Source organism: Embleya sp. NPDC020630, from assembly GCF_044334985.1.
Taxonomy (GTDB): domain Bacteria; phylum Actinomycetota; class Actinomycetes; order Streptomycetales; family Streptomycetaceae; genus Embleya.
Genome location: NZ_JBIRUB010000003.1, coordinates 157,370 through 182,111 on the forward strand (window position 1 = coordinate 157,370; position 24,742 = coordinate 182,111).

Consider the following 24,742-nt stretch of genomic DNA (forward strand, 5'->3'; position numbering starts at 1 on the left):
AGCTCAGCTCTGGCCGCCGGCCAGCTTCTCGCGCAGCGCGGCCAGCGCCTCGTCGGACGCGAGGGCGCCACCGGTGGTGTTGTCGGCCTCGACCTCGTCGTCACCGCCCGAGGAGTACGCGCCCGCGGCCTCGCCGGCCACGGCCTCCGCCTCGGCCTCGCGGGCCTTGACGACCTGCTGCTGGTGCGACTCGAAGCGCGCCTGGGCGTCGGCGTACTGCTTCTCCCACTCCTCGCGCTGCTTGTCGAAGCCCTCGAGCCAGTCGTTGGTCTCGGGGTCGAAGCCGTCCGGGTAGATGTAGTTGCCCGCGTCGTCGTAGGTCGCGGCCATGCCGTACAGGGTCGGGTCGAACTCGGCCGTGGCCGGGTCCGCGCCGAACGCCTCGTTGGCCTGCTTCAGCGAGAGGCTGATGCGGCGACGCTCGAGGTCGATGTCGATGACCTTGACGAAGATCTCGTCGCCGACCTGGACGACCTGCTCCGGGATCTCCACGTGGCGCTCGGCCAGCTCGGAGATGTGCACCAGGCCCTCGATGCCCTCGTCCACGCGGACGAACGCACCGAACGGAACGAGCTTGGTGACCTTGCCGGGAACGACCTGGCCGATCTGGTGGGTCCGGGCGAACTGCTGCCACGGGTCTTCCTGGGTCGCCTTCAGCGACAGGGAGACACGCTCGCGGTCCATGTCGACGTCGAGGACCTCGACGGTGACTTCCTGGCCGACCTCGACAACCTCGGACGGGTGGTCGATGTGCTTCCAGGACAGCTCGGAGACGTGCACCAGGCCGTCGACGCCGCCGAGGTCCACGAACGCACCGAAGTTGACGATCGAGGAGACGACGCCCGTGCGGACCTGACCCTTCTGCAGGGTCGTGAGGAACGTCTGGCGCACCTCGGACTGGGTCTGCTCGAGCCAGGCACGGCGGGACAGGACCACGTTGTTGCGGTTCTTGTCCAGCTCGATGATCTTGGCTTCGAGCTCCTTGCCCACGTACGGCTGGAGGTCCCGCACACGACGCATCTCGACCAGCGAGGCCGGGAGGAAGCCGCGGAGGCCGATGTCCAGGATGAGACCACCCTTGACGACCTCGATGACGGTACCGGTGACGATGCCGTCCTCTTCCTTGATCTTCTCGATCGTGCCCCAGGCGCGCTCGTACTGCGCCCGCTTCTTCGAGAGGATCAGGCGGCCTTCCTTGTCCTCCTTCTGGAGAACCAAGGCCTCGATGTGGTCACCGACAGTGACGACCTCGTGGGGGTCCACGTCGTGCTTGATGGAAAGCTCGCGGGACGGGATGACGCCTTCGGTCTTGTAACCGATGTCGAGCAGGACCTCGTCCCGGTCGACCTTGACGATCACGCCATCCACGATGTCGCCGTCGTTGAAGTACTTGATCGTCTCATCGATCGCTGCGAGGAAGTCTTCCTCGGAGCCGATGTCGTTGACCGCCACCTGCGGGGTGGTGCTGGGCGTGGCCTCGGTGCTGCTCGTCATGTGGGTAAGGGCTCCGGGTACGGACAGAAGTCGTTTTCAAACACGCTTGTGGACCCGGTTTCGCCCCCGACGACCGCAGTCCATGCAAGAGGATGGCGTGGGATCGACAAAGGTGAGCGCGACCTGCTCCGTCTGAGTTCACGCAGGCCCGCGGCGCAACTTGCAGCATACGGGGCCGACCGGGTGCGGTCAACGCGCACCGGATGCATGCGATCAACCCGGACGTCCCGAAGGGAGTACCCTACGCGCGTCCATGCCCGCCCGCAGCGATACCGCGGCTTCACCGCAACCTGGGAGCCAAGTGAACCGGCCCACGTCCCACGACCCCCACGCGTCACTGGTCGCGCGCTACGTCGACCCCGAGGACGCGGACGGCGTCGACGACGACGCGGTACGCCGCCGGGTCGGCCTCGTCGAGAGTGTGCGCGCGGGCCGCCGGTGGTGGGACGCGAACGCCGACGAGTACCAGGTCGAGCACGGCGACTTCCTCGGCGACGCTCGCTTCACGTGGTGCCCGGAGGGGCTGGACGAGGACCGGGTGAAGCTGCTCGGCCCGGTCGAGGGGCGCACCGTGCTCGAAGTGGGCGCGGGCGCGGCGCAGTGTTCGCGGCGGCTGCTGGCGCGCGGCGCGTTCCCGATCGCGCTCGACCTGTCGCTGCGCCAGCTCCAGCACTCGCGCCGGCTGGACGCCGAGCACGGCACCCGGGTGCCGGTGGTTCAGGCGGACGCGGGCCGGCTGCCGTTCGCCGACGCGAGCTTCGACCTGGCGTTCTCCGCGTACGGCGCGCTGCCGTTCAGCCCGGACGGGGCGGGGATCATGCGCGAGGTGTTCCGGGTGCTGCGACCGGGCGGGCGGTGGGTCTTCTCGATCACCCACCCGATTCGCTGGGCGTTCCCGGACGAGCCGGGGCCGGAGGGGCTGACCGCGGTCGCCTCGTACTTCGACACGACCCCCTACGTCGAGCAGGACCACACCGGCCGGGCCACCTACGTCGAACAACACCGCACGCTCGGCGAGCGGGTACGCGAGGTGGTCGGCGCCGGCTTCCACCTCCTGGACATCGTCGAACCGGAATGGCCCGAAGACCTGGAATCCACCTGGGGCGGCTGGAGCCCCCTACGCGGCCGCCTGCTCCCGGGCACGGCAATCTTCGTCTGCACCAGGGACTGAGCAACCCGGGACCGACGGGCACCCAAGGGGCCGAGCCAGGCGCCCCGGAAGCCGTGAATCCGCAGCATCCACACCAAACGCACCGGGTGGCGCGGGCGGGAACACCAACCTCGTGCAAAGCGCGCTATCGCACCTCGGCCAACGTGCGCGCCGCCCGCTCCCCCTCGACCGAAGGTCGAGACCGAGCCGCCTTACGATCCGCCACGAACTGCAACACGACGGCCGTCACAAAGAACAACACACCCACCACGATCAACCCCAACGGCGCCGTATCGTGCAGCAGCCGCAGCGTCCCGCTCCAGTCCTTCGCGTCCGCGACAAGCGCGGCCGACCACTCCGGGCGCAGCTTGAAGGTGCCGTCGAAGACCTTGGTGACCACCGGCTTGGCGTTGGGGTCGTCCGCCGGCGGCGACGTGCGCAGCTCCTCGGTGCGGGTCTCCTCGATGTACACCGGGATGCCCGTGACCGGCTCGACCCACATCTTCCGGGTCGCGGTGTACCAGAGCTGCATGCCCTCCTTCTCCACCGCGACCGGGTCCAAGCCGCCCGGGAGTTGCCTGGGCATCGGGATCTTCATCCACGGCACGACCTGCTCGAAGCGGTACGTCCGCAGCCCGTCGCGCTCGGCGGTGCCCTTGTACGAGATCACGTTCGCGCTGTGCGCCTGCGAGTCGTAGTAGTTGTAGTCGCGTTTGCCGGTGAAGAACGGCCACTTGTAGGCGAGGCCGGTGTGCGCGGCCGGGGCGCCGTCGACGGATTCGCCGCAGCAGTTCTTCGGGATCTGGCCGGCCGCGTCGAACGCGTAGCGCTCGGGCAGTTGGGTGACCACCTTGCCGGCGCCGTCCACCACGGCCAGGTTCAGGTCCCACACCACGGTCGAGCCGTGGCTGTCCTTGGCGTTGGGTCGGATCGCCTGGATCGCGGTGACCTTGGCCTTGCCCGGGCCCTCGGGCGCGCCCAGGAGCGTGGCGTTCGTCGCGTCCAGGACCAGGACCCGGTAGGCGTCCTCGCCCGCGAGCGCCTTGGCCACCACCCTGGGGAGGACGAACTCGCGCAACAGCGGCGCCAGGGCCACGCAGAACACGGCCGCGACCAGGAGGATCAGACCGGACTTACGACGCATCGAGGTGGACCCCTTGACGATGGAACCGGGTACGGATTCGCGCCCGGCGTGGTCAGGGACGCGCGGGCGGGCTCGTGACCTGGAGCGGTTTGTGCACGGGCCCGGGATCCGCGGCGGCGCACGCGTTCAGCACGAACGCGGCCCCGACCGCGAGGAGCGCCCCGGCCACGACCGCTGCGAAGGAACGCATTCGGCGGTCCCACCTTTCCTGCTGCCCCGGCCGGCGCCGCGACGGTCGGCGATGGGGCACGGTAGCAAGAAACGAGAACAGGTTCCCGTTTTTTGCGGATCGGATTCTGTTCGGGTTCGGGCCGACTACCGATTGCCCGTCGTCGGGGTGTCGGCCGACGCCGCCGTCGAGGCGGACCGCTCCGGCACTCCCGACGCGCTGGACGCGATCGGCGGCGTCACCGACCCCGACGCGCTCGCCGTCGCGCCCTTCGACGGATCGCCCGTCGCCGGCGGGTTCGCCGATCTGGTGTCGGCGGGCTTCGTGGTCGGCGCCTTGGTGGTCGGCTTGACCGGCTGCCGCGCGTCGGGCACCGAACGCGCGCCCGTCGCGTAGTAGGTCATCCACGAAGTGACCGTGCGCAGGTATTCGTTGGAGTGGTTGTAGCTGAGGATGGCCGCGTTCAGCCCGGCCCCGGTGGACAGGTCCCGGCTGCCCGCGCACAGGTAGCGCCCCGCGGTGAGCGTCGCGTCGAAGATGTTCTGCGGGTTGGCCACGCCGTCCCGGTTGCCGTCCATCGCCCAGCCCTTCCAGGTGGACGGGATGAACTGCATCGGCCCCACGGCGCGGTCGAACTCGGTGTCGAAGTCGTAGCGTCCGCCGTCGGTGTCGGGGATCCGGGCGAACTGCCCGCCGTCCAGGCGCGGACCCAGGATCGGGGTCACCGACGTGCCGTCCACGGTCACGTTCCCGCCGTACGCGTGCTCCGACTCCACCCGGCCGATGCCCGCGAGCAGCGTCCACGGCAGTTTGCAGCCGGGATCCATCCGGGCCAGGTTCGACGCCGCCTGCTGATACGCGAGCAGCACCGTCTGGGGTATCCCGCCGGTCCCGGTCGCGGTGGTGCCCCGCGGCCCGGCCGAGGACGTCGCGCCCGGGGCGGCCGTGGTCGCCGGCGGCGTGGTGGCAGCGGTGGTGGCGGCCCCCGGCAGCGCGGCCGGCACCACCGGCGGCGGCAACTCGAAGTGCGCCGGGCCGCCGCCGTTGACCGAGACGCCGCCGACCGGCGCCGCGTCCGACAGGCGGGGCAGATCGGAGGTGGGCACCCGGTGCGCGGTGACCATGGTGAACGGGGACTGCACCGCCGCGCCGCACGCCAACACGACCAGGATCGCCGCCGCGCTGCCCAGCCACGGATTCAGGATCCGTCTGCGCTTGGCCGGCTCCTCGGGCGCGCCGGACGTCGGCGGCTTCTCGGGTCCTGGCGTGCCCTCGGATTCGGCCGCGGGCGCGGCGGCGGGTATCCGCTCCGCCGACACCTCGCCGGCGTCCGCCTTCGATTCGCCCGGCTTCCGCGGATCGGGCCCCGATTCGGCCTCTTCCACGAAGCTCCCCCCTCTGTGCGCGAGTTCGACGGTGCACCGGTCGTCGGCGACCACCGGTGCCCGTGCGAACCTATGCCGGCTTCGGCCGGCTCTCCACCCCCATGGCGCACTCGTTCCGGATCAGTGACCGGCGTCCTCCCAGTTCGCCCCGAAACCGACCGAGACGTCCAGCGGCGCGCGCAGCGGATACGCGCCGGCCATCTCCCGACGCACCAGCGCCTCCAGTTGCTCCCGCTCGCCGGGCGCCACCTCCAGGACCAGTTCGTCGTGGACCTGGAGCAGTATCCGCGAGGCCAGCTTCTCCTCCCGCATGGCTCGATCCACCGCGAGCATCGCGACCTTGACGATGTCCGCCGCCGAACCCTGGATCGGCGCGTTCAGCGCCATGCGCTCGGCCATCTCGCGCCGCTGCCGGTTGTCGCTGGTCAGATCCGGCAGATAGCGCCGGCGGCCGAACACGGTCTCGGTGTAGCCGGTCTGCCGGGCCTCCTCGACCACCTTGTGCAGGTAGTCGCGCACCCCGCCGAACCGCTCGAAATAGGTCTCCATCAGCCCGCGCGCCTCGGCCGGCTCGATGTCCAACTGCTGGGACAGGCCGAACGCGGAGAGCCCGTACGCCAACCCGTAGGACATCGCCTTGATCTTGCTGCGCAGCCCGTGGTCCACCGCCTCCGGCGCCACCGAGAAGACCTGCGCGGCCATCGTCGAGTGCAGATCCTCACCCGAGGTGAACGCCTCGATCAGCGCGGTGTCCTGCGACAGGTGGGCCATGATCCGCAGTTCGATCTGGCTGTAGTCGGCGGTGAGCAGCCCCTCGAAGCCCTCGCCGACCACGAACGCGCGCCGGATCAGCCGGCCCTCCTCGGTCCGGATCGGGATGTTCTGCAGGTTCGGGTCCTGCGAGGACAACCGGCCCGTGGCCGCCACCGTCTGGTTGAACGTGGTGTGGATGCGCGCGTCGTCGGCGACCGTCTTGATCAGACCCTCCACCGTGGTGCGCAGCCGGGTCTGGTCGCGGTGGCGCAGCAGGATCACCGGCAACTCGTTGTCGGTCTGCGTGGCCAACCAGGTCAGCGCGTCGGCGTCGGTGGTGAACCCGGTCTTGATCTTCTTCGTCTTGGGCAGGCCCAGTTCGGTGAACAGGATCTCCTGCAACTGCTTGGGCGAGCCCAGGTTGAACTCGTGCCCCACCGCGGCGTGCGCCTCCTCGGTGGCCTGCTTGACCGCCGCCGCGAACTGCTCCTGCAGCCGCTCCAGATAGGGCAGGTCGGCCGCGATACCCGTCTGCTCCATGTGCGCGAGCACCGGCAACAGCGGCAACTCCATGTCGCGCAGCAGCTCCAACCCGCCCTTGGCGGCCAGCTCTGTATCCAACGCCGCCGCCAGATCCACCACCGCCCGCGCCGCCAGCATCAACGCCGCGCCCGGCTCCGCGTCGGCCTCGTCGGACATGTCCAGCGCCAACTGCCCGTCGCCCGAGCCACCCGCGTCCACCCGCAACTCGCGCCCCAGGAACCGCTCCACCAGGCCCTCGAGCGCGAACGAGCGCTGCCCGGGCAGCACCAGGTAGGCGCCCAGCGCGGTATCGCTGGTGATCCCCCACAACGCCCAGCCGCGCGCGGCCAGCGCCAGAATCGGCCCCTTCGCGTCGTGCACCGCCTTGGTCCGCCGCGGATCCGCCAACCACGCCGCCAGCGCCGCGTCGTCGCCCGCGTCCATCGTCAGCGGATCCACGAACGCCGCCGACCCGTCGGCCGCGGCGAACGCCAACCCCTTCACCTCACCGGTGCCGCGCCCCCAAGAGCCGTCCACCGCCAACCCGGTGCGCTCCGCGCCCGCCGCGTGCTCGGCCAACCACTCGGCCAGCGCGCCCGGCGCGACCACCGTGGTGTCCATCTCGAAGCCCGGCTCGGGCTCCACCACCGCGACCACCGCCCCCGGGTCCACCGCCCACAGCCGCTCCCGGAAGCTCGCGTTGCGAAACTCCAGCGCGTCGAGCACCACCTCGACCGCCTCCCGGTCGAACGGCTTGCGCTCCAGATCCGTCGGCGTCACATCCAGCTCGACATCGCGCACCAGCTCGGTCAGCCGCCGGTTCAACTTCACGTTGTCCAGGTTGTCGCGCAGATTCTGCCCGGCCTGACCCTTGACCTCGTCGGCACGCGCCACCAGCTCGGCGAACGAGCCGAACTCGCGGATCCACTTCGCCGCGGTCTTCTCGCCCACCTTCGGAATGCCCGGCAGATTGTCGCTCGGGTCGCCGCGCAGCGCCGCGAAGTCCGGATACTGCGCCGGCGTCAGCCCGTACTTCTCCTCCACCGCCTCCGGCGTGAACCGGTGCAGCTTGCTCACGCCCATCATCGGATACAGCACCGTCACATCCGGCGTGACCAGCTGCAACGCGTCACGGTCGCCGGTGAGGATCAGCACCTCGAAACCCTCGGCCGCGGCCCGGGTCGCCAGCGTGGCGATCACGTCGTCGGCCTCGAAACCGGCGACGCGCATCGTCGGCACGCCCATCGCCGTCAGCTCCTCGACGATCAGCTCGACCTGGCCCTTGAACTCCTCCGGAGTCTCCGAACGATTCGCCTTGTAGTCGGGGAACTCCTCGGTGCGAAACGACTGCCGGGACACGTCGAACGCCACACCCAGGTGGGTCGGCGCCTCGTCGCGCAACACGTTCACCAACATCGACGTGAACCCGTAGACCGCCTGGGTCGGCTGGCCCGTCGCGGTACTCATCGACGCTTCCTTGAGCGCGTAGAAGGCCCGGTACGCCAACGAGTGCCCGTCGAGGAGCAGGAGTCGCGGCCGGGAACCGGCGGGAACGGAGGTCTGGGGGGTCCGAGTAGCTGCCACGACCGCGATCCTAGGCTGTCAGGCCGACACAACCACGTATCCGACAGGAGCGCACCATGCCCGACGAGACCACCCCGCCCAGCCTCGAAGAGATCCTGGCCCTGATGAACCTCGGCAGCCGGGACACCCTCTCCGAGCGCATGGGGATCGAATTCGTCGAGGCATCCGCCCAGCGTGTGGTCGCCACCATGCCGGTCAAGGGCAACACCCAGCCCTACGGGCTGCTGCACGGCGGCGCGTCGTGCGTCCTCGCCGAAACCCTCGGCTCGGTGGGCTCCGCACTACACGCCGGCCGCGACGCCATGGCCCTGGGCATCGAGATCAACGCCACCCACCACCGCTCCGCCGACGCCGGCGTCGTCACCGGCGTGGCCACCCCCGTACACCTGGGCCGCACCCTGGCCACCTACGAGATCGTGATCACCGACGAGAACGACCGGCGCATCTGCACCGCACGGCTCAGCTGCATGATCAAGCGCCCCTGACCCGCCGACCGGCGCCGCGACCGCGCGGCGAAGGGGCCGACCCCCTCCGCCGCGCGGACACCTTCGCGCTACGCGCCCTCGCCCAGATACGCCTCGCGCACCTTCGGATCCGACAACAGCTGATCGGCCGGCCCGGACAACACCACCGACCCGGTCTCCAGGGCATAACCCCGGTGCGCCAGCCGCAAGGCCTGCGCCGCGTTCTGCTCGACCAGCAACACCGTGGTGCCCTGCTCGTTGATCTCCCGGATGATCTCGAAGATCTGCGCCACGATCAGCGGCGCCAGACCCATCGACGGCTCGTCCAGGAGCAGCAGCTTGGGCTGCCCCATCAACGCGCGCCCGATCGCCAGCATCTGCTGCTCGCCACCCGACAACGTGCCCGCCAACTGCTCGCGGCGCTCCGCCAGGCGCGGGAACAGCTCGAACACCCGGTCCAACTCGGCCTTGGGCACCGACTTGAACCGGTAGGCGCCCATGTTCAGGTTCTCCGTGACGGTCATCGCCGGGAACACCCGACGACCCTCCGGAGAATGCCCGATGCCGAGCCCCACCACGTGATGCGCCGGCACCCCGTCGATGCGCTCGCCGCGCCAGCGCACCTCGCCCTCACGCGGCGACAACAACCCCGAGATGGTGCGCAACGTGGTGGTCTTGCCCGCCCCGTTGGCACCAAGCAGGGCCACGATCTCGCCCTCGTTCACCTCGATGTGCACACCCTTCAGCGCCTGGATGGCGCCGTAGAACACGTGCAGATCGTCCAGCTCCAGCATCTTCTTCCGGGGCGGTACGGCCGTGCCGGCGGCCGGCTTGGCCAACCCGATCGCGTCCGCGCCCGCGGCGTCGGCGGCGCTCATCGCTGCTCCTCCCCGTCCCGCTGCGCGGGGACCGAACCGTCCTCGGGCACCCCGCCGACCTCGGTTTGCGTCGCACCGGTCATCTCGGCGGCCATCTCCGCGCCCAGATACGCGGCCACGACCTCCGGGTCGCGCTGCACCTCGGCGGGCGAGCCGGAGGCGATCACCTTGCCGAAGTTGAGCACCGTCACCCGGTCCGCCACCGACATCACCAAACGCATGTCGTGCTCGATCAGCAGCACACTGATGCCCAGTTCGCGGTTGATCCGCCGGATCAACACCTCCAGGTCGAGCTTCTCCGTCGGGTTGGTGCCCGCCGCCGGCTCGTCCAGGAGCAACACCTGCGGGTCGGTGGCCAGCGCCCGAGCGATCTCCAGGCTGCGCTGCTGACCGTAGGACAACGACGCCGCCAACTCGTTGAGCAGCCCGTCCAGACCGACGAAGTGCAACAACTCCAGCGCCCGCCGGTCGCTCTCCCGATCCTCGCGGCGCGCGTTCGGCAACCCCAGCATGATCGACACCGGGCCCGACTTCTGCCGGGTCTCCGCCGCGATCTTGACGTTCTCCAGCGCGGTCAACGCGCCGAACAGGCGAATGTTCTGGAAGGTGCGGGCGACCCCCAGCCGGTTGACCAGATGCGGCTTGCGACCGAGCAGCGAATGCTCGCCGCCCGACCGGTCGCGCAGCACGATCGTGCCCTCCTGCGGGACGTACATCCCGGTGAGCGAGTTGAACAGCGACGTCTTGCCCGCGCCGTTCGGCCCGATCACCGCCAGGATCTCGCCCCGGTGCAGATCCAACGCCACATCGGACAGGCCCACCAGGCCGCCGAAACGCAGCGTCACACCGCGCACCCGCATCACCTGGTCGCCCGGATCCACCCGAGGCCGCTCGTCCGCCTTCGTCGTGGTGATGCTCACGTCATCCTCCCGCCGGCCGGCTCCGACATCGCGTCCGCGTCGCCGAGACCCGCCTTGGCCATGCTCAACTCACGCTTGCGCCGCACCGAGGGGATCAGACCCTGCGGCCGGTAGATCATCATGATGATCAGCAGCGCGCCCAGATACATGAAGCGGTCGTTCGGATCGACCCAGTCCTTCATGTACTGCGGCAGCCAGGCCAGGAACGCGGTACCGATGATCACGCCCCACAGCGAACCCATGCCGCCGAAGATCACGTACGCGACCACCAGGACCGAGAACAACAGCAGGAAGCTCTCCGGGCTGATGAAGCGCGCCTTGCTCGCGTACGCCACCCCGGCGATACCGGACGTCGACGCGCCGATCGCGAACGCCATCAGCTTGAACTTCACCGTCGGCACGCCCGTCGCCGACGCGGCCACCTCGTCCTCGCGAATCGCCGTCCAGGCCCGACCCACCCGAGAGTGCTCCAGCCGCAGGAACGCGATGATCAAGATCGTGGCGATCCCGATCAGCAGGTACCAGTAGGGCACCGGATCCAGTTCCCAGTCGTAGTCGATCGGACCGATGTGGATCCCGAAGTTCGAGATGCCCTGGACCCCGCGCGGGCCGTTGGTGAACCCGTCCGCGTTCTTGGCGATCAGGTAGATGATCTCGTGGAAGCCGAGCGTGACGATCGCCAGATAGTCACCGCGCAACCGCAGCGTCGGCGCGCCGAGCAGCAGCCCGGCCAGCAGACACGTGGCCACCGCCACCGGGATCACCAGGAACGCGTTCAGCTTGAACGGCGGATCCACCGGCATCGCACCGGTCCAATACGCCGTGCTGTACGCGCCGATCGCGAAGAACGCGATGAAGCCCAGGTCCAGCAGACCCGCCCAGCCGATCACCACGTTCAGCCCGATCGCGAGCAGGACGTAGATCGCCACCTCGTTGACCAGGACCTGGTTCCAGAAGGTGGACAGCAGGTTCGGCAGCAGGATCAGCAGGCCGATCACCACCGCCGAGAAGCCGAGCCGGACCCAGATGATCCGGCGCCAATCGGCCGTCTTCGCCCTGGCCTGCGCCGCCACCGCCTTGACCGGCCCGGTCACGGGGGAGGTGAGGCGGTCCAGAGGACCCACCTTCGGCCCCAGGAAACGCTGATAGAGCGGCTTGCCGAACTCCATCACCGCCCACAGCGCGACCGCGCCGATGATCCACCAGACCACGCGCATCGAGCCGAGGGTCTTGTCCAGCGAGAAGAACACGTCCTCGCGGCTGCCCTGCGGACCGCTCATCACGTCCAGCAGCACGGCCGCCGCGACGGTGCCGACCAGTCGGCCGTACATCGGGTGCTGGTACCAGCGCTTGCGCCGCAACTTGGCCAGCGTCGCCGCCGTCGGCGCGAAATCCGTCTGTGTCGTGGTCGTGGTCACGCCGACCTCCCCAAGCGCTCGCCCAGGATGCCGGTCGGCCGGAACATCAGCACCAGGACCAGCACCGCGAAGGCGCTGACGTACCGCCACGACTCACCGAAGATCGGCGAGGAGAAGCTCTCCACGATGCCGAGCAGCATGCCGCCCATCATCGCGCCGCGGATGTTGCCGACCCCGCCGACGACCGCCGCGGCGAACGCCGTGATGCCCGGCAGGAAGCCCATCGTGAACGACAGCTGCAGGTGCAGGCCGAACAGGAAACCGGCGATGCCACCCATGAAGCCGCCGATGATGAACGTACGCGAGATCACCTTGTCGATGTCCACGCCCATCAGGCCCGCCGTCTCGGCGTCCTGCGCCACCGCCCGGATACCCGAGCCCAGCTTGGTGCGGTTCACCAGGTAGTCCAGGCCGACCATCATCAGCACGGCCGCGCACACGATGAGCAGCTGCAGGATGGTCACCTGGGTGCCGAAGACCGAGAAGACCTTCTTGTTCTCGAACAGCGTCGGCAGTGCGCGCGAGTCGCGACCGAACAACTTCCCCGCCAGGTTCTGCAGGAAGTAGGAGGCCCCGATCGCGCTGATCAGGAACGCCAAACGTGGCGCGTTCCTGCGTCTGAGCGGTCTGTACGCGACTTTTTCCAGAGCGAAGGCCGTGGCCGCTCCGGCGGTACCGGAAACGGCCAACCCCGCCGCGACCAACAAGACCGACACCAGTGCCGTCGGGTTGGTGCTCGGGTCGATCCAGGTCAAGGCGAGCAGGGCCGAATAGGCGCCCACCATGAAGACTTCGCTGTGTGCGAAGTTGATGAGCTGTAGCACACCATAGACGAGGGTATAGCCGATGGCGATGACCGCGTACAGCGCACCGAGCATGATCCCTGGAATAAGGTAATCCAGGATTTCATCAGGTTGCATAAGGAAAGCTTCCTCAAGAAAACCGGACGGGCCCGGGCCCTCCCGAAACTCCGGGAAGGCCCGGGCCCGATCGTCAGGTGGCGACGTCCTCGACGAGGAGGTCAGCCGCCCACGAGCTGGTCGATGTCGCCCATGTAGCCGATCTTGCCGCCCTTGACCTGGTAGATGAAGGTCGTGGCGCCGTCGAATTCACCGTTCTGCTTGAACTTGAAGGTCTTGGTCAGACCCTTGTACGAGGCGCCCTTGAGCTTGGTGAGCATCGCCTCGCGGGTGATCTTCTCCGCACCGAAGGACTTCATCTGGTCGATCACCAGGTTGGCGATGTCGAACGACTCCGCCGAGTAGGTGCTCGGGTTGGTGTTGAAGCGCTTCTTGTAGTCCTCGGTGAACTGCTTCGTGGCCGCCTCGACGTTGGCGTCGGCGCACGGGCAGGTGAGGAACCAGTCGTTGGCGGCGTCGCCGGCCAGCGAGACGAACTGCGCGTCGTTGGTGCCGTCACCGGAGAACTTCGGGCCGTTGAAGCCCGCTTCCTTCAGCTTCTTGGCGAACGGCGCGCCGTCCTGGTAGTAGCCCGCGTAGATCATGGCGTCCGCGCCGGAGTTCTTGATCTTCGTGGAGATCGGACCGTAGTCCGGGGTGGCCTTCGGCACGCTGTCCGAGACGACCTGGACGCCGGCCTTGGTCAGCTCGTCCTTGGCGACCTTCGACAGGCCCACGCCGTACTCGGTCTTGTCGTCGACGACGAAGACCTTCTTGGCCTGGAGCTTCTTCGAGAGGTACTTCGCCATCCCGCCGCCCTGGGCGTTGTCGTTCGGCGCACCCCGCAGGAACGCGGTGAAATTGTTCTCCGGGTTCGTCAGGGACGGGTTCGTGGCGGACGGGGAAACCGTGGCGAGCTTCGCCTTGGCGTAGTTCGGCGACGCGGCCTTGGTCGGGCCGGAGAAGGCGGGGCCGATAACGGCAACAACATTGCTGTCGTCGATCAGCTTCTGCGCGGCGGAGACCGACTTGGTCTCCGATGCCTCGTCGTCCGAGGTCTTGAACTTGAGCGTGAAGGGAAGATCGCCCTTCGCGTTGGCCTGCTCGACGGCGAGCCGAGCGCCGTTCTCTTCGTTGATGCCAAGCTGAGCATTCTCCCCCGAGAGGCCCGCTTGGAAACCGATGGTCCAGGTCGGCTTGTTACCGCCGCCGGAGTTGCCGGAAGCGGAGCTGCCCCCGTCCTTCTTCTTGTCGCCGTCATCGTCACTGCCGCACGCGGAAAGCACGAGTGCCGCTGCCGCGATGGGCAGCGCGATTTTGATCACGCGTCGCTTGAGCACAGCAAACCCCAACCCCTTGTAGAAAAAGTTCGGAGCCCGCATCGGGGCGCCTTCACAAACCGCGATGAACATGCGGTGCCCGGAATGTAGTCCGGCCGGAACGGCAGCGGCAGTCCGCCGACGGAGATGTGATGCGCCCGTAACCAGATGTAATCCAAAAGAAACTGGAAACGAATTCTTACGATCCAAAGTGATCAAATATGATCATCAGCTGCCGGAAAAACGACGAACCCGTCCGGTTTGTCGGGAACCGGACGGGTTCGTAGCTGAATCGACAATCTCGGATCAGTCGGCGACGTCGCCCCCGGACACGACCACCTCGGCCACGGTGCGCATCGACATCCGACGGTCCATCGAGGCCTTCTGGATCCACCGGAACGCCTCCGGCTCCGACATCCCGTACTTCTCCTGCAGCACGCTCTTCGCCCGGTCCACGAGCTTGCGGGTCTCCAGCCGCGCGGTGAGGTCGCCCACCTCACGCTCCAGGGCGGCCAGTTCGGTGTAACGCGAGACGGCCATCTCGATCGCCGGAACGAGGTCGCCCTTGGTGAACGGCTTGACCAGGTAGGCCATCGCCCCCGCGTCCCGGGCCCGCTCGACCAGCTCGCGCTGCGAGAAGGCCGTCAGCATGAGCACCGGCGCGAGCCGCGCCTGGGCGATCCGCTCGGCCGCCGAAATGCCGTCCAATATCGGCATCTTCACATCGAGGATGACCAGATCGGGCCGACACTCCTCCACCAACTCCACGGCCCGCTGCCCGTCCCCCGCCTCCCCGACGACGTGATACCCCTCTTCCTCCAGCATCTCTTTCAGATCGAGCCGGATCAGCGCCTCGTCCTCGGCAATGACGACACGGGCGCGCCGACTGTCCTGCTCTGCGGCGGGCGGCTGCGTGGCGGCGGTCACGTGGCTCCTCGATCAGAGAAATGGTGCGGACACGAGGGTACCGAGAGGCGGTATGGTGTTCCTCGTGCAGGTGTTGGGTTTCCCACCGAACGGTGAAAAGCCCAGCTCAGCCGCCCCGGTAGCCCAATTGGCATGAGGCAATGGATTCAAAACCCATACAGTGTCGGTTCGAGTCCGACCCGGGGCACCAGCTGGTCCGATCGAGTGAATCGGACTCGAACGTCTGATCCAGTAGCTGTCTGCGGTCCACGGTGGGCCCATGAGCAACCCGGATCTTCGCCGTCAGGCACTCAATCTGCTGCACGCCGGTGTCACCAACGCCGAGGTGGCTCGTAGGCTATGCGTCCCCTATGGGACCGTGGGCTACTGGCTGCACATGGAACGCTTTCGGCACGGTGAGCTTCCCGGCCGACGCCTCGCTCCCTGCTTTCGCTGTCACGGTGACGACCTCGAGATCGATCGCGGCTCGTACGCGTACCTCCTCGGCCTCTACCTCGGCGACGGCCATATCGCGGCCCACCCGCGCACCTACAGCATCTCCATCTACTGCGCCGATAGTTGGCCGGGCCTGATCCGAGAGTGCGCGAACGCCATGTCCAGGGTTCTTCCAGGCCCTGCGCCGAACTTCGTGCCTCGGCCGGGCTGTACGGACGTCAAGCGCTACTCGCAGCACTTGCCCTGTCTGTTCCCCCAGCATGGCCCCGGCCGCAAGCACGAGCGGCCGATCGTCCTCGAACCCTGGCAGCAGGACATCGTCGGCGCCGAACCCTGGTCGCTCGTGCGTGGCCTGATTCACTCCGACGGTTGCCGGATCGTGAATTGGACGACGAAGGTCGTGGCCGGCGAGAGCAAACGCTACGAATACCCGCGCTACCTCTTCGCCAACGAGTCCACCGACATCATGCGGATCCTCGGCACGACACTGGACCAACTCGGTGTCGAGTGGAAGTTCCCCAGGCGAAACCTTCTCTCCGTCGCCCGTCGGGCCTCCGTCGCGCTCATGGACCGACATGTCGGCCCCAAATACTGAGGCCCGCGCGCATGTACGACACGACGACGCGCCTGGCGGCGCTCCGACTCCTCGATGGTGGACGCAGTCTGAACTCGGTGAGCAGGGAAACCGGGATCTCTCGTGCCGCCATGCGGTCATGGCGAGTCCGCGTCGACCCGGCGCGGCCCACGGGCTGTGTTCGCTGCATCGCAATCCCCACCGCGCCGGAACCCGGCCGGGACTACGCCTATCTGCTCGGCCTCTATCTCGGCGACGGCTGCCTCAGCGGCTACGCGAAAGGTGTGTACGGGTTGCGGATCGCCTGTGGAGACGCCTGGCCCGGTCTGATGGACGAGTGCGAGGCGGCGATGCGTGCGGTTCGCCCCGGCAGCAACGTCTTTCGTGCGCCTCGTCAGGGCTGTCACATGGTCACGTCGCTCTGGAAGCACTGGCCGTGTCTGTTTCCCCAGCACGGGTCCGGGCGCAAGCATGAGCGGGAGATCGTGTTGGAGTCCTGGCAGCGGGACATCGTTCGGGGCGAGCCGTGGGCGCTGGTGCGTGGGTTGATTCACTCCGATGGGTGTCGGGTCACGAACTGGACCACCCGCGTGGTCGCGGGTGAGCGCAAGCGCTATGAGTATCCCCGCTACCTCTTCACCAACGAGTCCGCGGACATCATGCGGATCCTCACGAGGACGTTGGATGAACTCGGTGTCGAGTGGAAGTTCGCTCGGCGGAACAATCTCTCCGTCGCCCGTCGGGCGTCCGTCGCGCTCATGGATGAGCACGTGGGGCCGAAATACTGATGGCTCGTCATCCGCCGGGGCGGGTGACGAGCCATCGGTGCTGCCGATCGCGGACGAGTGCTACTCGGCCGGGAGATCCCCTATGTGGTGCAGGCGGATCAGGTTGGTGGAGCCGGGGACGCCGGGCGGGGAGCCGGCCGTGATGACGACCAGGTCGCCCTTCTTGCAGCGGCCGATGGCCAGCAGGGCCGCGTCCACCTGGCGGACCATCTCGTCGGTGTGGCTGCACAGCGGGCCGAGGAAGGTCTCCAGGCCCCAGGTGAGGGCCAGCCGGCTGCGTACCGCCGGCTCCGGGGTGAAGGCCAGCATCGGGATCATCGAGCGGTAGCGCGACAGCCGCCGACCCGTGTCGCCGCTCTGGGTGAACGCGACCAGGTATTTGGCGTCGAGCCGCTCGGCGATCTCGATCGCGGCCTTCGCGATCACCCCGCCCTGTGTGCGCGGACCGGCGATGGTGCGGATCTCCTCCTGCATCGCGGTGGAGTCCTCCGCCGCGACCACGATCCGCGCCATGGTCTTGACGGTCTCGATCGGATATTTGCCCACCGAGGTCTCGCCCGAGAGCATCACCGCGTCGGTGCCGTCCAGGACGGCGTTGGCGACGTCGGATGCCTCGGCCCGGGTGGGACGCGAGGCGCTGATCATCGAGTCGAGCATCTGGGTGGCGACGATGACGGGCTTGGCGTTGGCCCGGGCCAGCGTGATCGCGCGCTTTTGCACGATCGGCACGGCCTCCAGCGGCATCTCGACGCCCAGGTCGCCGCGGGCGACCATGATGGCGTCGAAGGCGTGGACGATCTCCTCGAGGTTGTCCACCGCCTGCGGCTTCTCGATCTTGGCGATCACCGGCAGCCGGACACCGACCTCGTCCATGATCTTGTGGACGTCCTCGATGTCCCTCGCGGCACGCACGAACGACAGCGCGATCATGTCCGCACCGAGCGCGAGGCCCCACTTGAGGTCCTCGATGTCCTTCTCGGACAGCGCGGGGACGCTCACCGCCACGCCGGGCAGGTTGAGCCCCTTGTGGTCGGAGACCATCCCGCCCTCGATGACGATCGTGTGCACGCGCGGGCCCTCGACGTCGACGACCTCCAGGGTGACCCGGCCGTCGTCGATCAGGATCCGCTCGCCCTTGGTGACGTCGGCGGTCAGCCCCTTGTAGGTGGTGCCGACCTCGTGCTTGTCGCCGGGAACGTCCTCGGTCGTGATCGTGAACTCGTCGCCGCGCTCCAGGAGCACGGGGCCTTCGGCGAAGGTCTCCAGGCGGATCTTCGGGCCCTGGAGGTCGACGAGGATGCCGACGCTGCGACCGGTTTCGTCGGATGCCCGACGGACGCGGTGATAACGCTCCTCGTGCTCGGCGTACGCGCCGTGGCTGAGGTTGAAGCGGGCTACATCCATGCCTGCGTCGACCAGCGTGCGGATCTGTTCATACGAATTTGTGGCAGGACCCAGGGTGCAGACAATTTTGGCTCGACGCATGGTCCCAAAGCCTAGTTCCTACCGCCGGGTAAGCCGTACCCGCGTCCGGTATATGGCGCTTTTCCGGCATGCGGAAAGGGCGCCGCAACGGCGGCGCCCTTTCTCGTTCACGCGACTTTCGTCACATATTCAATCCCGACTCGTGCGGTCGCTCTCCGTCACACCGTGAGTGGTCGATCGGTCGGTCGGATCGGCGCCGGCAGGTTGGTCCCGCCGGTCAGCCAGCCGTCCACCGCCGCCGCGCACGAGCGGCCCTCGGCGATCGCCCAGACGATCAGCGACTGCCCGCGCCCGGCGTCGCCGGCCACGAACACGCCGTCGACGTTGGTCGCGAACGCCTCGTCGCGCGCCACGTTGCCGCGCTCGTCCAGGGCCAGGCCCAGCTGCTCGACCAGCCCGTTGGAACGGTCGGTCCCGGTGAAGCCCATCGCCAGGAAGACGAAGTCGGCCGGGATCTCCCGCTCGCTGCCGGGCACCGGTACGAAGCGGCCGTCCTCGAACACCACCTCGACCAGCTTGAGCGCCCTGACCCGCCCGTCCTCGCCGCCGACGAACTCCTGCGTGTTGACGGCGTAGACGCGCTCGCCGCCCTCCTCGTGCGCGCTGGCCACCCGATAGGTCATCGGGTAGGTCGGCCACGGCTGCGCGGCGGGCCGCTCCTCCGAGGGCCGGGGCATGATCTCCAGCTGGGTGACCGAGGCCGCGCCCTGACGGTGCGCGGTGCCCAGGCAGTCGGCGCCGGTGTCCCCGCCGCCGATGATCACCACGTGCTTCCCGGCGACGTCGATCGGCGAGGCGACGAGGTCGCCCTCCTGCACCTTGTTGGCGAACGGCAGGTATTCCATCGCCTGGTGCACGCCGCCGAACTCGCGTCCGGGGATCGGCAGGTCGCGCGCGGCGGTGGCGCCGGCCGCGATCACCACCGCGTCGTAGCGCCGGCGCAGCTTGGCCGCGTCCAGGTCGGTGCCGATCTGCATGCCGGTGTAGAACTTGGTGCCTTCCGCGCGCATCTGTTCGATGCGCCGGTTGATGTGCCGCTTCTCCATCTTGAATTCGGGGATGCCGTAGCGCAGCAGTCCGCCGATCCGGTCGGCCCGCTCGTAGACGGCCACGGTGTGCCCGGCCCGGGTGAGCTGCTGGGCGACGGCGAGGCCGGCGGGGCCGGAGCCGATCACCGCGACGGTCTTGCCGGAGAGCCGGTCGGGCGGCTGCGGGGCGACGTTGTTGTCGTCCCATGCCCGGTCGATGATCGAGACCTCGACGTTCTTGATGGTGACCGGCGGCTGGTTGATGCCGAGTACGCACGCGGCCTCGCAGGGCGCGGGGCACAACCGCCCGGTGAACTCCGGGAAGTTGTTGGTGGCGTGCAGGCGTTCGCTCGCGGTTTGCCAGTCGTCGCGCCAGACCAGGTCGTTCCACTCGGGGATGATGTTCCCCAGCGGGCAGCCGTTGTGGCAGAACGGGATGCCGCAGTCCATGCAGCGGCCGGCCTGTTCGGTGATGATCGGGAGCAGTGTGCGCTCCTCGTACACCTCCTTCCAGTCCCGGATGCGCACGTCGACGGGGCGCCGCGTGCCGAGCTGTTGGGGCGTGGTCAAAAAGCCCTTCGGGTCAGCCATGAACCGCCTCCATCATCTTCTGGACGATCTCGGTCTCGGGGAGACCGGCTCGCTCGGCGGCGTCCTTGGCGGCGAGCACTGCCTTGTAGTCCCTGGGCAGGATCTTGGTGAAGCGCCGGGAGGCGGCGTCCCAGTCGGAGAGCAGGGCTTCGGCGACGGCCGAGCCGGTCTCCTCGTGGTGCCGGCGCACAACGTCGTGCAGTTCGGCGCGGTCGGCGGCGTCGAGGTCTTCGACGCCCACGAGTTCGGTGTTGATGTTGTTCGGGTCGGCGTCGAGGAGATAGGCGATGCCGCCCGACATGCCGGCCGCGAAGTTGCGGCCGGTGCGGCCGAGGACGACGGCGCGGCCGCCGGTCATGTATTCGCAGCCGTGGTCGCCGACGCCCTCGACGACGGCGGTGGCGCCGGAGTTGCGTACGCAGAAGCGTTCGCCGACGACGCCGCGCAGGTAGATCTCGCCGCCGGTGGCGCCGTAGCCGATCACGTTGCCGGCGATGATGTTGTCCTCGGCGGCGAAGGTCGCGGCGCGGTGGGGGCGGACGATGATCCGGCCGCCGGACAGGCCCTTGCCGACGTAGTCGTTGCCGTCGCCTTCGAGCCGCAGGGTGATGCCCTTGGGCACGAACGCGCCGAACGATTGGCCGGCGGAGCCGGTGAGGGTGATGTCGATGGTGTCGTCGGGCAGTCCGGCGCCGCGGTAGCGCTTGGTGACCTGGTGGCCGAGCATCGTGCCGACGGTGCGGTTGGTGTTTTGCACCGGCAGGTTGATGACGACCTTCTCGCCGCGTTCCAGCGCGTCGGCGCTGAGCTGGATGAGCTGGTTGTCCAGCGCCTTGGCCAGCCCGTGGTCCTGGGGGCCGGTGCGGTGCAGTGCGGCGCCTTCGGGGAGGGCGGGCACGTGGAACAGGGGCGTGAGGTCGAGCCCTTCGGCCTTCCAGTGTTCGATCGCCGCGGCGGTGTCGAGGAGTTCGGCGTGGCCGACGGCCTCTTCCAGGGTGCGGAAGCCGAGTTGGGCGAGCAGTTCGCGGACTTCCTCGGCGATGAACTCGAAGAAGTTGACCACGTGGTCGGCCTGGCCGTTGTACCGCTCGCGCAGCACGGGGTTTTGCGTGGCGACGCCGACGGGGCAGGTGTCGAGGTGGCACACGCGCATCATCACGCAGCCGGAGACCACGAGCGGCGCGGTGGCGAAGCCGTATTCCTCGGCGCCGAGCAGTGCCGCGACGAGCACGTCGCGCCCGGTCTTGAGCTGGCCGTCGGTCTGCACGACGATGCGGTCGCGCAGGCCGTTGAGCAGCAGCGTCTGCTGGGTCTCGGCGAGGCCGAGTTCCCACGGGCCGCCCGCGTGCTTGAGCGAGGTGAGCGGCGAGGCTCCGGTGCCGCCGTCGTGCCCGGAGATGAGCACCACGTCGGCGTGCGCCTTGGACACGCCCGCCGCGACCGTGCCGACGCCGACCTCGGCGACGAGCTTGACGTGCACTCGGGCCGCGGGGTTGGCGTTCTTGAGGTCGTGGATGAGTTGGGCGAGGTCTTCGATGGAGTAGATGTCGTGGTGCGGCGGCGGGGAGATGAGGCCGACGCCGGGGGTGGAGTGCCGGGTGCGGGCGACCCACGGGTACACCTTGTGCCCGGGGAGTTGGCCGCCTTCGCCGGGCTTGGCGCCCTGGGCCATCTTGATCTGGATGTCGTCGGCGTTGACCAGGTATTCGCTGGTGACGCCGAAGCGTCCGGAGGCGACCTGCTTGATCGCCGAGCGCCGCTCGGGGTCGTGGAGCCGCTCGGGGTCCTCGCCGCCTTCGCCGGTGTTGGACTTGCCGCCGAGTCGGTTCATCGCGATGGCGAGCGTCTGGTGCGCCTCCATCGAGATGGAGCCGTAGGACATCGCGCCGGTGGAGAACCGCTTGACGATCTCGGAGACGGGTTCGACCTCGTCGATCGGGACGGGCTCGCGCACGCCGTCGCGGAAGCCGAACAGGCCGCGCAGCGTCATCAGGCGCTTGGACTGCTCGTCCACGCGCGCGGTGTACTTCTTGAAGATGTCGTAGCGGCGGGTGCGGGTGGAGTGTTGGAGCCGGAAGACGGTCTCCGGGTCGAACAGGTGCGGTTCACCCTCGCGGCGCCACTGGTACTCGCCGCCTATCTCCAGCCGGCGGTGCGAGGGCGCGATGCCGGTGGGCGGGTAGGCCTTGGCGTGCCGGCGGGCGACTTCCTCGGCGACGATGTCGAGGCCGATGCCGCCGAGCTTGCTGGTGGTGCCGGTGAAGTATTCGGCGACGAAGTCCTCGGCGAGGCCGATGGCTTCGAACACCTGGGCGCCGCGGTAGGAGGCGACGGTGGAGATGCCCATCTTGGACATCACCTTGAGCACGCCCTTGCCGAGCGCCTTGATCAGGTTGCGGATCGCCTGTTCGGGGGCGATGTCGCTGAGGAAGACGCCCTCGCGGACCAGGTCCTCGACGGATTCCATGGCCAGGTAGGGGTTGACGGCGGCCGCGCCGTAGCCGATGAGCAGCGCGACGTGGTGCACCTCGCGGACGTCGCCGGCTTCGACGATCAGTCCGACCCGGGTCCGGGTCTTGGTCCGGATCAGGTGGTGGTGGACGGCGGAGGTGAGCAGCAGTGAGGGGATCGGCGCGTGTTCGGCGTCGGAGTGGCGATCGGACAGCACCACGATGCGGGCGCCGTCGGCGATCGCGCGGGTGGCTTCGGCGCGGATCTCCTCGAGCCGCTTGGCGAGCGCGGCGCCGCCGCCGTCGACGGGGTAGAGCCCGGAGATGGTGACGGCCTTGAGGCCGGGCTGGTCGCCGTCGAGGTTGATGTGGATGAGCTTGGCGAGTTCGTCGTTGTCCAGCACCGGGAAGGGCAGGACGACGTTGCGGCAGTCGGCGGGCTGGGCGTCGAGGAGGTTGCCCTCGGGGCCGACGAAGCTGCCGAGCGCGGTGACCAGTTCTTCCCGGATCGCGTCCAGCGGCGGGTTGGTGACCTGGGCGAAGAGCTGCACGAAGTAGTCGAACAGCAGCCGGGGCTTGGCGGAGAGCGCGGCGATGGGGCTGTCGGTGCCCATGGAGCCGAGCGGTTCGCCGCCGGCGCGGGCCATCGGCGCGAGGATGACGCGGAGTTCTTCCTCGGTGTAGCCGAAGGTCTGCTGGCGGCGCGAGACGGAGGCGTGCGTGTGCACGACGTGTTCGCGCTCGGGCAGGTCCTCCAGGTTGATCAGGCCGCCGTGCAGCCATTCCTGGTAGGGGTGTTCGGCGGCGAGCGCGGTCTTGATCTCGTCGTCCTCGACGATCCGCCGGGCCTCGGTGTCGACCAGGAACATCCGGCCGGGCTGGAGGCGGCCCTTGCGCACGATCCGGGCGGGGTCGATGTCCAGGACGCCGACCTCGGAGGAGAGCACGACCAGGCCGTCGTCGGTGACCCAGTAGCGCGAGGGCCGCAGGCCGTTGCGGTCCAGGACGGCGCCGATGAGGCTGCCGTCGGTGAAGGTGACGCAGGCCGGGCCGTCCCACGGCTCCATCACGGTGGCGTGGAACTTGTAGAAGGCGCGCCGGGCGTCGTCCATCGTGGCGTGGTTCTCCCACGCCTCGGGGATCATCATCAGCACGGCGTGCGGCAGCGGCCGGCCGCCGAGGTGGAGCAGTTCCAGGACCTCGTCGAAGGACGCCGAGTCGGATGCCTCGGGCGTGCAGATCGGGTACAGCCGGCTGAGGTCGCCGGGGATGAGGTCGGTGGCGAGCATGGACTCGCGCGCGGCCATCCAGTTGCGGTTGCCCTTGACCGTGTTGATCTCGCCGTTGTGCGCGATGAAGCGGTACGGGTGGGCGAGCGGCCAGGCCGGGAAGGTGTTGGTGGAGAACCGCGAGTGCACGAGGCCGATCGCGGACGCCAGGCGCCGGTCCGACAGGTCGGGGAAGAACGGCTCCAGCTGTCCCGTGGTGAGCATGCCCTTGTAGACCAGGGTGCGCGCGGACAGCGAGGCGAAGTAGACCTCGACCTCCCGCTCGGCGCGCTTGCGCAGCGCGAAGGCGAGCCGGTCGAGGGCGATCCCGGTGGCGGTGTCGTCGACGCCGGCGACGAACAGTTGGGCGAAGCGCGGCATCGTGGCGCGGGCGCCGTTGCCGACGAGGCCGGGCGTGGTGGGCACCTCGCGCCAGCCGAGTACGCGCAGGTTCTCCTCGGCGGCGATGCGCTCGATGGAGGACTTGGCGCGGCCCGCGTGCACGTCGTCGTCGGGCAGGAAGGCGATGCCGACCGCGTAGCCGCCGGCGGCGGGCAGCGCGAAGCCGGCCGTCTCGCGCAGGAAGGCGTCGGGGACCTGGATCAGGATGCCCGCGCCGTCGCCGGTGTCGGGCTCGGCGCCGGTGGCGCCGCGGTGTTCCATGTTGCGCAGGACGGTCAGCGCCTGGTCGACGATGTCGTGGCTGGGCTCGCCGGTGAGCGTGGCCACGAATCCGACACCGCAGGCGTCGTGCTCGTTACGGGGGTCGTACAACCCCTGGGCCGCGGGAATCGCGGAGAAGAGGGGGCCCGAGGATGTGGGCATGGCAGGAGGCATGGGCGCTCCCGTCGTCGTCGTGGCGTGTGGTGCGCAACAGGGACGACGTTGGCCCTCTGCGATTTCGTGCAGGTTACACGATCAGTACGTCTATCCGGAACCCGGGACAAACCCGTCTCACCATGCGGTCACCAGGGTGATTCGGCCCGGCCCTCGAGCGCTGCGCCGCGCCGGTCGCCTTGGCATATCGGGTGGGTCATTCCCGACGATCCGGGCGACGAAACCGCATGTCTCGGACCGGTATGGCGGCTGGTTTCCGG

General features: G+C 68.7%; 18 protein-coding genes and 1 tRNA gene. 5 read left to right on the forward strand and 14 right to left on the reverse strand.

Annotated features, from left to right (window positions below; all coding sequences use genetic code 11):
• Positions 1–3 precede the first annotated feature (3 nt).
• The gene (gene rpsA, locus ACH4XV_RS12165; protein ID WP_395788920.1) at positions 4–1,494 is read right to left on the reverse strand and encodes a 30S ribosomal protein S1; all 1,491 of its coding nucleotides are present in this window, start codon (positions 1,492–1,494) and stop codon (positions 4–6) included.
• A 253-nt stretch (positions 1,495–1,747) separates the two neighbouring features.
• On the opposite strand from rpsA, the gene ACH4XV_RS12170 reads away from it, so the two are divergent.
• Positions 1,748–2,665: a class I SAM-dependent methyltransferase gene (locus ACH4XV_RS12170; RefSeq protein WP_395788922.1), complete on the forward strand. Its 918-nt coding sequence runs from the start codon at positions 1,748–1,750 to the stop codon at positions 2,663–2,665.
• Positions 2,666–2,789: 124 nt separating this feature from the next.
• On the opposite strand, the gene ACH4XV_RS12175 is transcribed toward ACH4XV_RS12170, so the two are convergent.
• From ACH4XV_RS12175 to polA, 4 genes are all read right to left on the reverse strand, one after another.
• On the reverse strand, positions 2,790–3,788 hold the full coding sequence (locus ACH4XV_RS12175; RefSeq protein WP_395788924.1) for a DUF3068 domain-containing protein: 999 nt from the start codon (positions 3,786–3,788) through the stop codon (positions 2,790–2,792).
• A gap of 52 nt (positions 3,789–3,840) precedes the next feature.
• Positions 3,841–3,978 (reverse strand): hypothetical protein, encoded by a 138-nt coding sequence (locus tag ACH4XV_RS12180; RefSeq protein ID WP_160161682.1) that lies wholly within the window; start codon positions 3,976–3,978, stop codon positions 3,841–3,843.
• A 125-nt stretch (positions 3,979–4,103) separates the two neighbouring features.
• Entirely contained in the window at positions 4,104–5,342 is a 1,239-nt protein-coding gene (locus ACH4XV_RS12185) for a lytic transglycosylase domain-containing protein (RefSeq protein ID WP_395788926.1), read from the reverse strand.
• Between the two features lie 120 nt (positions 5,343–5,462).
• A complete protein-coding gene (gene polA, locus ACH4XV_RS12190; protein ID WP_395789966.1) occupies positions 5,463–8,210 on the reverse strand; it encodes a DNA polymerase I in 2,748 nt (915 codons plus the stop codon).
• A gap of 47 nt (positions 8,211–8,257) precedes the next feature.
• Between polA and ACH4XV_RS12195 the strand changes: the two genes are divergently transcribed.
• Positions 8,258–8,686, forward strand: coding sequence for a hotdog fold thioesterase (locus tag ACH4XV_RS12195; protein ID WP_395788928.1), 429 nt, complete (start codon positions 8,258–8,260; stop codon positions 8,684–8,686).
• Positions 8,687–8,754: 68 nt separating this feature from the next.
• On the opposite strand, the gene ACH4XV_RS12200 is transcribed toward ACH4XV_RS12195, so the two are convergent.
• The 6 genes from ACH4XV_RS12200 to ACH4XV_RS12225 form a co-directional block, all read right to left on the reverse strand.
• Complete coding sequence (locus tag ACH4XV_RS12200) at positions 8,755–9,543, reverse strand: ABC transporter ATP-binding protein (RefSeq protein WP_395788930.1); 789 nt, start codon at positions 9,541–9,543, stop codon at positions 8,755–8,757.
• Positions 9,540–10,463 carry an ABC transporter ATP-binding protein gene (locus ACH4XV_RS12205; RefSeq protein WP_395788932.1) on the reverse strand — a complete coding sequence of 308 codons (924 nt, stop codon included), beginning with the start codon at positions 10,461–10,463 and terminating at the stop codon, positions 9,540–9,542. The genes ACH4XV_RS12200 and ACH4XV_RS12205 overlap by 4 nt, the downstream gene beginning before the upstream one ends.
• Positions 10,460–11,881, reverse strand: coding sequence for a branched-chain amino acid ABC transporter permease (locus tag ACH4XV_RS12210; protein ID WP_395788934.1), 1,422 nt, complete (start codon positions 11,879–11,881; stop codon positions 10,460–10,462). The genes ACH4XV_RS12205 and ACH4XV_RS12210 overlap by 4 nt, the downstream gene beginning before the upstream one ends.
• Positions 11,878–12,801 (reverse strand): branched-chain amino acid ABC transporter permease, encoded by a 924-nt coding sequence (locus ACH4XV_RS12215; protein ID WP_170222317.1) that lies wholly within the window; start codon positions 12,799–12,801, stop codon positions 11,878–11,880. The genes ACH4XV_RS12210 and ACH4XV_RS12215 overlap by 4 nt, the downstream gene beginning before the upstream one ends.
• Positions 12,802–12,902: 101 nt before the next feature.
• Complete coding sequence (locus ACH4XV_RS12220; protein ID WP_395788937.1) at positions 12,903–14,192, reverse strand: branched-chain amino acid ABC transporter substrate-binding protein; 1,290 nt, start codon at positions 14,190–14,192, stop codon at positions 12,903–12,905.
• A gap of 213 nt (positions 14,193–14,405) precedes the next feature.
• Positions 14,406–15,026, reverse strand: a complete 621-nt coding sequence (locus ACH4XV_RS12225) for an ANTAR domain-containing response regulator (RefSeq protein ID WP_126641271.1) — start codon at positions 15,024–15,026, stop codon at positions 14,406–14,408.
• Between the two features lie 112 nt (positions 15,027–15,138).
• Here ACH4XV_RS12225 and ACH4XV_RS12230 point away from each other — a divergent pair.
• The 3 genes from ACH4XV_RS12230 (at position 15,139) to ACH4XV_RS12240 (ending at position 16,823) form a co-directional block, all read left to right on the forward strand.
• Positions 15,139–15,216 (forward strand) — tRNA-Leu (locus tag ACH4XV_RS12230).
• 69 nt (positions 15,217–15,285) lie between these two features.
• Entirely contained in the window at positions 15,286–16,056 is a 771-nt protein-coding gene (locus ACH4XV_RS12235; protein WP_395788939.1) for a helix-turn-helix domain-containing protein, read from the forward strand.
• An 11-nt stretch (positions 16,057–16,067) separates the two neighbouring features.
• Positions 16,068–16,823: a transcriptional regulator gene (locus ACH4XV_RS12240; RefSeq protein WP_395788941.1), complete on the forward strand. Its 756-nt coding sequence runs from the start codon at positions 16,068–16,070 to the stop codon at positions 16,821–16,823.
• Between the two features lie 60 nt (positions 16,824–16,883).
• On the opposite strand, the gene pyk is transcribed toward ACH4XV_RS12240, so the two are convergent.
• The 3 genes from pyk to gltB form a co-directional block, all read right to left on the reverse strand.
• Positions 16,884–18,308, reverse strand: coding sequence for a pyruvate kinase (gene pyk, locus ACH4XV_RS12245; protein WP_380011397.1), 1,425 nt, complete (start codon positions 18,306–18,308; stop codon positions 16,884–16,886).
• 158 nt (positions 18,309–18,466) lie between these two features.
• On the reverse strand, positions 18,467–19,927 hold the full coding sequence (locus ACH4XV_RS12250; protein WP_395788943.1) for a glutamate synthase subunit beta: 1,461 nt from the start codon (positions 19,925–19,927) through the stop codon (positions 18,467–18,469).
• Positions 19,920–24,470, reverse strand: coding sequence for a glutamate synthase large subunit (gene gltB / locus ACH4XV_RS12255; protein WP_395788945.1), 4,551 nt, complete (start codon positions 24,468–24,470; stop codon positions 19,920–19,922). Before gltB ends, ACH4XV_RS12250 begins: the two co-directional genes overlap by 8 nt.
• Positions 24,471–24,742: the final 272 nt, after the last annotated feature.

Coding starts and splice junctions, on each gene's coding strand:
- rpsA (WP_395788920.1), bottom strand. CDS start 1,494: ATGACGAGCAGCACCGAGGCCACGCCCAGCACCACCCCGCAGGTGGCG.
- ACH4XV_RS12170 (WP_395788922.1), top strand. CDS start 1,748: ATGCCCGCCCGCAGCGATACCGCGGCTTCACCGCAACCTGGGAGCCAA.
- ACH4XV_RS12175 (WP_395788924.1), bottom strand. CDS start 3,788: ATGCGTCGTAAGTCCGGTCTGATCCTCCTGGTCGCGGCCGTGTTCTGC.
- ACH4XV_RS12180 (WP_160161682.1), bottom strand. CDS start 3,978: ATGCGTTCCTTCGCAGCGGTCGTGGCCGGGGCGCTCCTCGCGGTCGGG.
- ACH4XV_RS12195 (WP_395788928.1), top strand. CDS start 8,258: ATGCCCGACGAGACCACCCCGCCCAGCCTCGAAGAGATCCTGGCCCTG.
- ACH4XV_RS12200 (WP_395788930.1), bottom strand. CDS start 9,543: ATGAGCGCCGCCGACGCCGCGGGCGCGGACGCGATCGGGTTGGCCAAG.
- ACH4XV_RS12215 (WP_170222317.1), bottom strand. CDS start 12,801: ATGCAACCTGATGAAATCCTGGATTACCTTATTCCAGGGATCATGCTC.
- ACH4XV_RS12220 (WP_395788937.1), bottom strand. CDS start 14,192: ATGTTCATCGCGGTTTGTGAAGGCGCCCCGATGCGGGCTCCGAACTTT.
- ACH4XV_RS12235 (WP_395788939.1), top strand. CDS start 15,286: ATGAGCAACCCGGATCTTCGCCGTCAGGCACTCAATCTGCTGCACGCC.
- ACH4XV_RS12240 (WP_395788941.1), top strand. CDS start 16,068: ATGTACGACACGACGACGCGCCTGGCGGCGCTCCGACTCCTCGATGGT.
- pyk (WP_380011397.1), bottom strand. CDS start 18,308: ATGCGTCGAGCCAAAATTGTCTGCACCCTGGGTCCTGCCACAAATTCG.
- ACH4XV_RS12250 (WP_395788943.1), bottom strand. CDS start 19,927: ATGGCTGACCCGAAGGGCTTTTTGACCACGCCCCAACAGCTCGGCACG.
- gltB (WP_395788945.1), bottom strand. CDS start 24,470: ATGCCCACATCCTCGGGCCCCCTCTTCTCCGCGATTCCCGCGGCCCAG.